Below are 13,618 nucleotides of genomic sequence, written 5' to 3'. Positions count from 1 at the left end.
ATTACTTCTTAATTAGCACAAAATAATCGGACAACCGTTTTACTCTCATACTCTATTAGATTACCTTCCTCATTACATGTATTGGTTAAATTAACACGCTTACATATTATACTAGTTAGTATGAGCAAATACCCTCGAAAACACGTAACCCGACTATTATTTAAGCTTCTATGTACATTTAACATAGGAGGTAGAAGGCGCTTACAAATCACCATAAATACAAAATCTCTATAACTAAAGCTATTAAAATCGTTCTATTAAGACACCATTACCTTATCTATAATCATCGTAAATAGTATATCAAGATAAGACCGACAAGTAAATGCATGTCAGGAAGGTGCCCCTGTTGATTTAACGCTTTAAATTACTGGGGGACTGTCCCCCACCGGTTTAACGCTTTAAATCATCGGGGGACTGTCCCCCACCTCATTGTTATACAAAAAGTGTATCACAGCTATCTTCACTACCCACTACAATCATATCAGCACTACCAAGAAATAATCCATGCTCAACTATTCCAGTAATTGAATCTAACCATTCTTGCAACTGTAGATAATTGCTAACATTGCTTATATTTACATCAATTATGTAATTATTGCTATCAGTTTTATATAACATTTCATTAGTATATCTGAATTTAGGTTGATAGCCATTTATTTCAAGGGTATTGTAAACATGTTTAGCACCGAAGGGAATGACTTCTATCGGCAACAAAAAGTCTCCTAATTTTGTTACCATTTTGCTTGAATCCACTACCCAAATGACCTTTTTCGAAGCTGTAGCAACCAATTTTTCAAAGAGAAGCGCACCTCCGCCACCTTTAATAGCGTTGTTATTTTTATCAATTTCATCCGCTCCATCAATCGTAATATCAATGCTCTCTACATCATTTAATGATACTAATTCAATACCTAATGTGGTAGCAAGTTCTGTCGTCGAAGTAGATGTAGAAACACATTTTATTTTAAACCCGCTCTTTACTAACTCACCTATCTTCTTTATAGCGTAATATGCAGTTGAACCAGTCCCAAGCCCAACAATCATTCCATCTTCTATGTATTCTACCGCTTTTTCTCCAGCTAGTTGCTTCCCTTTCATTTTCATCACCTACTTCCGAATAATCACAAAAAGTAAAACTAAAAATTACTTAGCTTTAGCTTAATACAAAACTTTTATTTTTCAAAATTTACATCACTTTACTCTTCAAATGTAGCATCTAGCCAAAACCTATCGTCTCCATCAACAACTGTATCACTAGCCCTGTCTTGCTTAACTGATACTTTAGCAATCTTAACTTTCCTCACAAGGGATATGTATTTTCATAATTTCCCATGAGTAAACCATAGTTTTATGGATAACAAAAGGCGTGCAACAATTATGCACGCCTCTCACTTCAATCAAATCTATTAATTTGTCAAAGACTTTCTTCTCTTCACATAGAATAACACGCCACCAGCTAAAATTAGCATAAACCCGATTACGATGATGTTAAAGTTGTCCGTTGCTGTATTTGGCAGTTCATTATTTGATTTGCCTGGTTTTACAGTTGGGTTCTTCCCATCTGGGTTATTGCTACCTGGGTTTTCTCCATTTGGTTTTTCTCCATCTGGATTTTTACCGCCTGGGCTCTCGCCACCTGGCTTTTCACCCTTTGGATTTTCACCGTCTGGGTTCTCGCCACCTGGATTTTCTCCATCTGGGTTCTCTCCGCCTGGATTTTCTCCATCTGGGTTCTCTCCACCTGGGTTTTCACCACCTGGGTTCTCTCCATCTGGATTTTCACCACCCGGGTTCTCTCCATCTGGATTCTCTCCGCCTGGGTTCTCTCCACCTGGATTCTCTCCACCTGGTACATCATTAATATCTACTATTCTACCTTCGACTTCAGTCGGGATTGCCTCTAAACTTACTAAATGGTCTCTGAAGTTTTCCCAATCTGATAAGCCTAAATCTGTTACACGGCCTTCTGCGTAAGCTTTCGCAAAGACATCATAGCCGTCTCCACCTTTTGCTGTGAAGGCATTTGTTGCAATTGTGTATGTTTCGTTATCTTGAAGGGCAACATATTCACCATTTTCGTCAAGATATTTTACAGATACGACACGTTCGCCTGCTGGTTTTGTTGAATCGAATTCAACTTTACCGCCTGCTACGTGTAAGAAACCGCCGTTTTCTGCTTGGTATTTACTGAAGCTGACCTCGAATGCTTCTTTTAACTCAGCACCTGTGATTTCCATTGTTGCCAATGTGTTACCGAATGGAAGAACTGTTATCACTTCACCGACTGTGATTGGACCGGCATCAATTGCTGCACGGATTCCACCACCGTTTTGTAATGCCATAATGACATTTTTACCCGTGAACGATTTTGCTTTAGAAAGCATTCCATCAGTTATTAAGTTACCTAAAATTGTTTCATTTTTACGTACACTTGGGTTTGCATTGTCGCCATTTGTACGTGGATTTTCTAATTCAACTTCAGTAGATACACCAATTTCTTCTTGGGCCACTTTATCGACTTGTTCTTTAAATGGTGCTAAAACTTCAATAGCTTCTGGATCTGCTTCTTGGTCACCGATTGAGATTAACTGACCTGTCTGAGCAACAACTACACCAGCCTCATCAAATTCAACATTCAGTTTCCCTAGGTTACTGTTTGCATTTCCAGTTTGCACGATAACTGTTGGTGTTTCATCTTTTTCTACTACAGTTGGCTCGGTTAATGTTGTATGGCTATGGCCCCCAACGATAATGTCAATGCCTTCAACTTGTTCTGCAAGGATTAAATCATTATCGATTGCAGCATTGTCATCATAACCGATATGTGTTAACGCAATAATCTTGTTAACACCTTGTGCTTCAAAGCTCTTTACTGCTTTTTCTGCTTCTGCAAGGTAATTTTCAAAGACAATTGAACCTGGGCTAGAAATATCTTGAGTCTCTTCTGTTGTTAATCCGAAAATACCTACTTTTTCGCCGTTTATTTCTTTAATAATTCCGTTATAAATTTGACCGTTTTGAGCATCGTTTGTAACAGAATCATTGAATAAACCAGCAAACAGTTCGTCTTTTGAGAAATCAACGTTTGCACTTACAAATGGGAATTGTGCTTCTTTAATGAATTCAACTAAGCCTTGATGTCCTGTTGCCGATGAACCTAAGTCGAATTCATGGTTACCAAATGTCATCGCATCATAGCCCATTAAGTTCATTAAGGCTAGGTCCGCTTTTCCTTGGAATTCATTAAAGTATAATGTTCCAGAGAAGACATCCCCTGCGTTTAGAAGAAGTGCATTTGGATCGATTGCTCGTTCTTCTTTAACAGCCGTAACGGTTTTAGGCATGTTGTCTAACGATGCATGTGTATCATTTGTGTGTAAAACGGTTAAGCCAAAATTGTTTGGTAAATCGTTTGTATCTATGATACGACCTTCGATATCAGTTGGGATTGCTTCTAAGCTTACTAAATGGTCTCTAAAGTTTTCCCAATCTGATAAGCCTAAATCTGTGACACGACCTTCTGCGTAAGCTTTCGCAAACACATCATAGCCGTCTCCACCTTTAGCTGTGAAGGCATTTGTTGCGATTGTGTATGTTTCATCGTCTTGAACTTCAACATCGTTACCATCTTGGTCAACATATGTTACAGATACGACACGTTCGCCTGCTGGCTTAGTAGAATCGAATTCGACTTTTCCACCTGCAACATGTAAGAAACCGCCGTTTTCTGCTGGGTATTTACTTAAGCTCGTTTCAAATGCTTCTTTTAACTCAGCACCTGTGATTTCCATTGTTGCTAAAGTGTTACCGAATGGAAGAACTGTGATGACTTCACCAGTAGTGATTGGACCGGCATTGATTGCTGCACGGATTCCACCACCATTTTGTAATGCCATAATGACATTTTTACCTGTGAACGATTTTGCTTTTGAAAGCATGCCATCAGTAATCAAGTTTCCTAAAATGGTTTCATTTTTACGTACACTTGGGTTTGCATTGTCACCGTTTGTACGTGGATTTTCTAATTCAACTTCTGTTGACACACCAATTTCTTCTTGTGCAACTTTGTCGACTTGTTCTTTAAATGGTGCTAATACGTTTACTGCTTCTGGGTCTGCTTCTTGGTCACCGATTGCGATTAACTGACCTGTCTGAGCTACGACGACACCAGCCTCATCAAATTCAACATTCAGTTTTCCGAGGTTACTGTTTGCATTACCAGTTTGAACGATGACTGTTGGTGTTTCATCTTCTGCAACGACCGTTGGTTCAGAAAGTGTTGTATGGGTATGACCACCAACAATAATGTCAATACCTTCTACTTCTTTAGCTAACATTAAATCATTGTCTATTGCAGCATTGTCATCATAACCAATATGAGTGACTGCAATAATTTTGTTTACACCTTGAGCTTCAAAATCTTTTACCGCTTTTTCAGCTTCTTTTAAATAGTTTTCAAACGCGATTGAGCCAGGGCTAGAAATCGCTTCAGTTTCTTCAGTTGTCAATCCGAAGATACCTACTTTTTCGCCGTTTATTTCTTTAATAATTCCATTATAAATTTGACCTTCTTTAGCATCAGTCGTAATTGAATCATTGAATAATCCAGCAAACATCTCATCTTTAGAAAAATCAACGTTCGCACTTACAAACGGGAATTGTGCTTCTTTAATAAATTCAACTAATCCTTGATGTCCTGTTGCTGAAGAACCTAAGTCGAATTCATGGTTACCAAATGTCATCGCATCATAGCCCATTAAGTTCATTAAAGCTAGGTCTGCTTTTCCTTGGAATTCATTAAAATATAAAGTTCCAGAGAAAACGTCACCTGCGTTTAAAAGAAGTGCGTTTGGATCTTTTGCTCGTTCTTCTTTAACAGCTGTAACGGTTTTAGGCATGTTGTCTAACGATGCATGTGTATCATTTGTGTGTAAAACAGTTAAATCAAACTTTTTAGATTCTTTACTTGTTAAGTCAACTTGAATCATAACAGGGTCATGATCTGAAGCTCGTCCCTGTGCTTCTGTGTAGTTTGCATTAATATGGATCATATCTGCTACTGTGTGATCGACAAGGTTATTCGAAACAAGAATATGATCAAGCACTTGATTGTTGCCTTGGAAGAAATAAGAGAAACGGTCGTTTGCTGGAACTTTATCGACCATATTTGTTAAGACGTCACCTTTTAGGATGTCAAATGTTTTTGTAAACTCAAAATCATTCATATCGCCGGCAAGGACAACGTTTAGGTCTGGATTTTTTGCTAGTCCTTCATCAATGAAATCATTGATAGCTTGAGCTAGACTATGCCGCTCTGCTTCAGAATTTAATTTCGGAGGCTGGTTTGCTCCCCATAACGATTGGTCGCCACCTTTAGAGTTTAAGTGTGTACCGATGACAACAACTCGCTCACCGTTGAACTCAAATTCAGCGGCAATTGGTTTACGTGTATTTGGATATTTTGCTGGGTCAATGACACCTGGGTTCAGTGTTAAATTTCCTGCTTCATTCCAGCCATTCGCTTCCGTACCTTTTCCTTTTGTTCCGTCAACTAATGTCGTGCGTTCAGGGTTATAAAGATAGCCGACACGAATATTCCCGCCAGGTGCGCCGCCATTTTCATTGTTAACAGGGGCTACATCTGTCCATTCGTATGCTGGTCCACCATTTGCTTTGATTGCTTCAATTAAGCGTTTGTAGCTTTGAGACGCATCTGTATTTCCTGAATCTGTTTCTCCATCATTGTCTTGCACTTCAACTAGCGTAATAATGTCTGGAGATTTCATATTGTTTACAAATGTTTTCGCGATTCTTGTTACTTTTTCATCTGGTGTGTTTGATTTATTGTTAGAGAAGTTTTCGATATTGTATGCTGCAACCGTTAATTTATCTGCAGCAGGTTCAATATGTGTGACTTCAGGTTGAATGTCAGACTTGATAACCTTAGGTAACTCCGCTTTGTTAGTTAAAACTTGATAGCCTGTGCTCGCGTAAGAAATAACCCCAACGACATCACCATCAAATGCATCACCTGATCTGAAGTTACTGCCGACATTGTCTAAAAATACTTTTTCCGGGTTGTAATCATCTGCAGCAATGTTTAAACCGCCTTGATTATTGATCTCATTGTTTGTTGTGCTTTCAACAATGATTGGTACATCATTTGAGTATGGAGGTCCAACTACTTTTGCATTTGGGAATGATACACGCATAAATTCGACCGATTCCCAAAAATCAATGCCATCCTCTTCAGGGTCAAATGATGTCATTTCATCGTTATCAATGATTTTGTTTGGCGGGAAGATATCTTTCCCAATCACAAGTGGTGCTGGCAGTTCAGCTGTTCCAATTTTTGTTACGTTACTTGCGCTTATTTCTGTCTTCGTTAAATCTGCACCGCTGCCAAATTCGGAAACGACGCCATCAACTGATACTTTATCACCGACTGAAACATTATGTGATGATTTGAAAATTTGAATTGCTTCTGATGTTGTATGGTCATCGTCTGGTTGATCATCTTGGATGACAAACGTTGAGCCGCTAACTATGTGTGTAACAACACCCGTTATTCCTTTTACGGAAGAACCTTCGTATTTCGAAGTATGTCCTTTACCTTGAATATCACGGATTTTTAAGCCTTCAGTGTTTAAGATTGTGTATGTGAAGCTGAATACTTCACTAACATTTTCACCATCGACAGCAATTGCTTTAATCGTTGTTTCTCCATTGCTCAATACAATTGGATTAACATATTTCGTGCTGTTTACAGTTGGTTCTGTGCCATCTGTTGTATAAAAAATATCCGCACCTTCAAGACCGGTTTTCAGTTCAATTTTTGTGCCTGCTGGTACTGTACCTTGTGCTTGGTCGACATAGACTGCTGGCTTGTTCACTAAATCATAGCTAGCTAGACCGTATGTTTTGAAATGGTAGCCATCATTGTCAATCGAGCCAATCCCTGTTAAATGAACTTTGTCGCCTTCTTTATAATGTTTAATCAGTTCATTGTAATCTGAGCCTGTGCGATTATCATGTATGACTCTTACCTTGTCTCCTGATTCTGTCTTCGCTTGGAAAATCGCCGTTCCATAGCTATCACTTTCAAGGTCTGTGATTGTGATATTTTCTAGCTTTAATAATTCACCTTGAGTTGCTTCACCGACATCAGCTGGTGAAATCACTTGGGCGTTTGGAATTTTGTTATTAGAGGAGATAATCTCCAAGCTAGTTGGTTCAATTTCTAACTCATTTTTGTACGTTAATAGCTTACCTGTAATTAAAACTTTGTCTCCGGGTTGAACAGCTTTCGGGCTGCTGAAAACGTACATCCCTGCAGTATCATCCTGCATGTAGAATGTATCATATCCCCAAAGTCCAGTGTTTGTTGTTGCAATCCCTTCGATAGTTACCGTATCTCCTACACTAGCTTTACGGGCTTCGGCAACTGTAATTGTATCAACTGGTGTTTCCGGTTCTGTTGGTTCTGTTGGCTCTGTAGGTTCAGAAGGTTCCTCTTCTGAAGGTTGCTCACCGAATGTATGCTTACCTAAATTAGAAAACGCATTCTTTCCTGCATTTGTCCATTCTTTAGCAGGGTCAAACTCATCATCAATAATTGTATCCCCAGCTAAAATATTACTATTTCTTACTAAAGAGACGTCAGCAAGAACATTAGCCACTGATCCAACTTGTCCAATTGAATCAACGACAGCGCCATTTTTCTTCAGAACAATTTGGTCGTTCCCATTGAAGTTGATGACACTCTTGCTTTCATCATGCATATCAGCTACAGCAACAATCGCCGCATCTGCATCTGTACGAGAAATGACGTATGTAGCACCTGCTGCAAGCTTACCTTGTAATGGTAAAACCTTGTCAGTAGTCGTTGTTCCTGTTCTCGCACTTCCACTATTGTTATAGTGTTCGAGCGTATATCCACTTAAGTCAATTTCCTTGCCTGTCCCGTTGTACAGCTCAATTGCTTTGTTAAAGCTAGAACCTTCAATGTACTCTGAAATAATCAAGTCAGTTGCGACACCAGTTTCAGCTTGTACAGTCGTATTAGCCGCTGGTGATAGTAAACTTAGAAGTAATACAAGCACCATGAGAATACTTGCACTCTTCCTTTGTCTCTTATTCATGTTTCTCCTCCTTTTTGTCGCTTTTTCGGGAGATTTGCTGAGTTGAAACGGTTAGGGTGTAGCTTCGATAAACGTAATACTAGTTATGACGCTTCATGACACGCAACAAACCTCTTCCCAGACACAATTTTATCGCCAGACTATTAACCTAGTATTAATTGAATGTAAAAGATTGGCGAATTTTCGAATATGTTGTTTCTATTTGGGGGTGAAATTGAAAGATATGTTTTGAATTTGGTGTAATTGTTTACGGATGGGGCACTTTGTTTATTACTAATTGTCATTTAAAATAGATATTTAACGTACAAACTTGAGGGGTTGACATCAAACGTGAACAGACTAGCTATGCTTGTAACAACAATCATTTTTCTATCATTTAACATCCTACTTATAAGAGACTTTTTTCCTAATAGTTCTTTCAATAATGACACATTAGGAACTATTCTCATAACAATCATTGTGTTAGGTCTACTATCAGCATTCTTTATCCCTGACTTAAGAAAGACTAACAACGAAAAGGTTACATTTAAAGGAATCATATTAAATCTCTGCTTGTTCGTTTATATTATTTTGGCGATAATTTCCCTTGAGATATTCGGTGGACAGTCTCGAAATAACATAAGTCTCTCAAATCCAATCCTATTAGTCTTTTTAGTCGTACACGCTGTAAAAATATATTCTGATTTTAGAAATTATAAAAAAGGGAAGGACAAGTGAAAAGCATATTTGGTTTTGAATCCAATCGTTGTAAATAATTGTGTACGATAATAATTAAAAAGCTCTCTAGCATGCATATAGCAGTTAATCCATTAAATGACAGGGTATGATTACTAGCATTATTGTATAATTAGAAGGTGACTTCATTGTATGGCAAAATTATTTTATAAAAATAACTAATAATTGCAGATTTTGAAAACAGAGTACTTGAAAAACTGATTGTGAAAAAGTTATTGTCAGCTTTCAAACCGGTTTGGCATGCAAACCATTTTTCAATAAATAGGATTCTTCCGTAATCATTACATCTAAAGAAGGCATCCAAGCATGAAATTCACCAGGAAACAATTATAGGGGGGTCCTACTATTAAAAAGAAACTGAACTATTTCATCTTACTTTTAACGACTGTCTTTATTGTTGGCTGTACAAACGTAGATGATACATCTATTACAAAAGAAGAAACAGCCCCACAAGAAGAAACGACAGTTACGACAGAACAAGATACTGAAAAAGAAGAAACTGCCGCTACAGTTATCGAAGAAGAAGAACCAGAAATAGAAGAAACACCAACCGAATCAACTGATGACCTGTTCTCAGGCTACGAGCTGATTGAGGTTGATGGCGGTGATTTGTCTGGGTATCGTGAAGCTAACGTCGTCGTGAACATCGGTTTTGGAGACCGCGAATATTGGGCATTTACGAATGAACACGGGCAGCTAGTACGTGTCGTTGCTGAAGAAATCATTATACAGGATGACCGAAATGAACCTGTGCTTTCGTCTGGCAGATACTATTCTGATGAGGCAAAGGTTCCTGGTGTCGAAAGCGACAAATTAGATGAAGGACATATCATCGCTGATTCACTCGGAGGGGTATCGAATGCTTATAATATTACCCCACAAGAAAGTACGCTTAACCGACATGGTGACCAAGCTTATATGGAAGACGCGATCCGCAAAGCAGGCGGAGCGACTCATTTTGAAGCGATTATCACCTATCCGGATACAAAAACACAGATTCCTTCAAGCTATCAGTATACGTATACGATAATGGGTAACGAAATCGTTGATACATTTGATAATGTGAACCCTGATGAAGTAAACGAATCACTCGGGTTAACAGGCAAAGAGCCTTCTGATTCATCTAGTTCAACCGCAAAATCACCTAGTCCAAATACGAATGGTGATATTTCTAGTGTTGATACAAACGGTAATGGACAGGTGACGATTCAAGAGGCAAAGGATGCAGGTTTTAAAATGCCGATAATGAGTGATCATTGGTTGTATCCGTATATGCGTGATAATGACAATGACGGTATGGTCGGTGAGTGACATTTGAACTTTTAGGCTAGATAAAACAAAAGACCTTCAATATACACCATTTTATATCATGGTAGTATGTTGAAGGTCTTTTAGTATACAGAAAATATACTGTCAATACATTCAAAGATTCAGTGCGAAAACAACCGCATACATATCCGGAACTCTATCGAATAGCAGCATCAGCTTACTGAACCGAGTCTCCCTACTTCCAAAAATAGGACCTCCATCATTCGATTGAGGCCCCACCTTTTTACGTTATAGATTTGTTTCTCTTTCTATCGCTTCCGGATTGTTATATGTTTCAATATTAAGCTTTTTCATAATTCTAGATGTTAATGTACCTGCCAACATCGAGCCGTTTACATTTAATGCGGTACGTCCCATGTCGATGAGTGGCTCTACAGAGATAAGTAGACCTGCTAATGCTACTGGTAAATTCATTGAGGAAAGGACAATTAATGCTGCAAATGTAGCTCCTCCACCAACACCAGCAATCCCGAACGATGCGATACCGATGATAAGAATTAATTGAACGATAAATCCAGGTGATAATGGGTCGATTCCCTGTGATGGAGCAATCATAACCGCTAACATCGCTGGATAAATTCCCGCACAACCATTCTGTCCAATCGTCGCACCGAATGATGCAGACATATTGGCAATCCCTTGGTCAACGCCTAAACTATTCTTTTGCGCTTGAATATTAAGCGGAATTGTACCTGCGCTTGAACGTGATGTAAAGGCAAAGCCAAGCACTGGCAGGACTTTTCGAAGAAACGTGATTGGGCTAAGTCCAAACAAACCGACTAAAATCAAGTGAATAATAAACATCGCTAGTAATGCAACATAGGAAGCCCCAACAAACTTACCTAACTCAAGAATACCAGCTACATTCGTACTTGCCACTGTATTTGCCATTAATCCTAAAATACCAAATGGTGTTAAACGAAGAATCAGTGTAACAATTCTCATAACAATCGCATAAATCGCATTCATAAAATCAGTAAAAATCTTCGCTTGCTCTGGTTGTTTTCTACGAACGCCAAGTACGGCAATCCCAACAATGATCGAGAAAATAACGACAGCAATTGTTGATGTCGCACGAGCACCTGTCATGTCTAAAAATGGATTAGACGGGATAAAGCTTAAGATTTGTTGTGGGATCGTTAAATCTTGAACTTCCCCTAATCTTTCTTCCAAATCCAAACCACGGTCATTTTCCATTTGACCCGCTTCGATTTGACTTGCGTCTAAATTAAAGATTGAAGCAGCACCGATACCGACAACGGCTGCTAACATTGCGGTTGCTACTAAAATTCCGATGATCCACGCAGACATTTTTCCTAAATCAGATGATTTTTCCAAATTAATAATTGACTGAATAATTGACACCATAATAAGTGGAATAACAATCATCATTAATAAGCTAACATAGCCTCTACCGATAATATTAAACCAATCGGTCGTTGTGCTAACGATGACTGAGTCTGGTTTATAAGCTACTTGCAAAAATGCTCCAAGTAATATCCCAAGACCTAGCCCTGTAAATACACGCTTACTAAACGAAACGTGCTTCTTTTGCATATAAAACAAAAGACCAATAAGTATAAGCATGATGACTATATTTAATAAAATAAATATGGAATTCATAGTTTTACTCCTCCTTTAATACGGTGGTTCTAATTGGAATGTTAAATACCCTTCTACATTATATTCCGATTAATCCACTTGGAATACATTACAACGTTTTTTGGGTTGTGTCAAAATATTTAACTCGCCTATTAATATTGAGGTAATTAAACTAGAGGTTCCGTATATTTAAGACTTGATAAATAGTTCCTTACTTTCATTTCATTATACATTTCGCCTATATTAAGCACTAGGTTTATGGGTAATCTATTCCTTTGATTAAGTACCTCATTACTTACAATTTTTTAAATCAATTTCCAAACTTCATAAATAAAATTAAAGTCTATACTCTACTTTAAATTGCACTATACGAGGATTTTTATAACAAGAGATTTTAATTTACGGAATTTTTATGCAATATCCTGTGATGAGTTATTGTACGTAGAAACTAAAACTTATATTTAGCAGCCTTTTTTTCAAAATAAAACACTCACACATTGATTTATCAACAACTGTGAGTGTTTTAATTGTTTTAGTATTTTCTTTTTTTAAAAGATACCGGTGGTCGGGGTCGAAAAAGGTTCAGAATCATTGAATTTATAGGTTTTTACACAAGTGGTGTGTAAAATTGGTGTAAAATAATTTGAATATATATTGCAGGTGGTTTTATACTCTTCTTCTGTTTTAAAACTTTCTCTATTTACCTTATTTTGGTTAAAAGATAAAATAATAATAATAGTTACTTAACTTGGTAAAGGAGAAATAGTATGGGCTTAGCGATTTTATTTAGAAGGAATCCAAGGACTTCTCCCTTTAGGAATGCCGCTATTGATATGATTAAATATAGGGCAGGTTCTTCTGACGAATCCTTATTAATTGGGACTGGCTATATTGATAGCACTATAATTTGGGGTAAGAGTTATAAAAAAGGACCCGATAAGGATGAACTAATCCAGGCAATATGTGATGGCTATGCTGATAATGAAAACGTGTATCTAGTTGCCGGGGGATATGACGACAAAGATAAAAGTGGAGGATTAGTACATACACCTAATGCACGAATTTGTAAAAGTAATGGTTCAAAATGGTATAACTCAACCCTTACCGAAAAATGTAATTCTTGTGAATTTGAGTTTTTTTCAAAACTATTAAAATATCGAATACAACAACCCAGTCCAATAGGATTTTCTAGAAATATTAATATACATCATTTTAAATGTCAAGAAAAAACAAATTATAGATGGCACGCTAAAGTGATTATGAAAATAAGCGAAGGAAAGCCATATGCATTTATAATTGGTAGTAGTAATTTAACAAACGTCGCATTTGAATTCAATCCAAAATGGAAATATACCAATTTTGAATGTGATGTAGTCGTATATCCTAATGAACATCGAAAAATGTTCGACAAAAAAAAGTATGAACTTGGAACATTTCTGCCCACACGCGCAATGAATTTAAGTGAAGTGGAAGAATTGTCCAAAACTTTCGTAAAAGACTTTCTTGATTCTAAGTTATTAGACGATGAACTAGCTAAAGAAATTTTCGATCATGATTTTTTAAATGAAGTTAAAGAAAACGAATATACAGGGCATTTTCTTGATAGTCTCTTTGACGATGAAGACATTAATACTGACTAAAATATATATTAAATAATTTTAACCTTAGCAATTACAAAAAACTAAGAGCCTTTTCTATGAAGGCTCTCAGTTCAATATACTTAAAATATTATGGAAATATTTTAAATGTATGTAGAAATATTCCCTAACACCACCATTATTCATTTGGATTAACTCTGGTATCAACTTTTT

At 37.4% G+C, this 13,618-nt stretch carries 6 protein-coding genes; 3 read left to right on the top strand and 3 right to left on the bottom strand.

Going from position 1 to position 13,618, the window contains the following annotated elements; genetic code table 11:
• Positions 1-432 precede the first annotated feature (432 nt).
• Both rpiA and J2S19_RS14390 read right to left on the bottom strand, forming a co-directional pair.
• The gene (gene rpiA, locus J2S19_RS14395) at positions 433-1,098 is read right to left on the bottom strand and encodes a ribose-5-phosphate isomerase RpiA (RefSeq protein ID WP_307343332.1); all 666 of its coding nucleotides are present in this window, start codon (positions 1,096-1,098) and stop codon (positions 433-435) included.
• A gap of 308 nt (positions 1,099-1,406) precedes the next feature.
• A complete protein-coding gene (locus tag J2S19_RS14390) occupies positions 1,407-8,141 on the bottom strand; it encodes a 5'-nucleotidase C-terminal domain-containing protein (RefSeq protein WP_307343330.1) in 6,735 nt (2,244 codons plus the stop codon).
• 330 nt (positions 8,142-8,471) lie between these two features.
• Here J2S19_RS14390 and J2S19_RS14385 point away from each other — a divergent pair, with 330 nt between their 5' ends.
• Together J2S19_RS14385 and J2S19_RS14380 are read left to right on the top strand one after the other, a co-directional pair.
• Entirely contained in the window at positions 8,472-8,858 is a 387-nt protein-coding gene (locus tag J2S19_RS14385; protein WP_307343328.1) for an ABC-2 transporter permease, read from the top strand.
• Between the two features lie 363 nt (positions 8,859-9,221).
• Positions 9,222-10,187 (top strand): DNA/RNA non-specific endonuclease, encoded by a 966-nt coding sequence (locus tag J2S19_RS14380; RefSeq protein WP_307343535.1) that lies wholly within the window; start codon positions 9,222-9,224, stop codon positions 10,185-10,187.
• Between the two features lie 246 nt (positions 10,188-10,433).
• Here the strand turns inward: J2S19_RS14380 and J2S19_RS14375 are convergent, their stop codons facing one another.
• Entirely contained in the window at positions 10,434-11,828 is a 1,395-nt protein-coding gene (locus J2S19_RS14375) for an L-cystine transporter (protein WP_307343325.1), read from the bottom strand.
• 746 nt (positions 11,829-12,574) lie between these two features.
• On the opposite strand from J2S19_RS14375, the gene J2S19_RS14370 reads away from it, so the two are divergent.
• A complete protein-coding gene (locus J2S19_RS14370) occupies positions 12,575-13,447 on the top strand; it encodes a phospholipase D-like domain-containing protein (protein WP_307343322.1) in 873 nt (290 codons plus the stop codon).
• Positions 13,448-13,618: the final 171 nt, after the last annotated feature.

Source organism: Metabacillus malikii (genome assembly GCF_030813355.1).
In the GTDB taxonomy this organism is placed as follows: domain Bacteria; phylum Bacillota; class Bacilli; order Bacillales; family Bacillaceae; genus Metabacillus; species Metabacillus malikii.
This window is presented reverse-complemented; position numbering and strand designations above follow the sequence as displayed.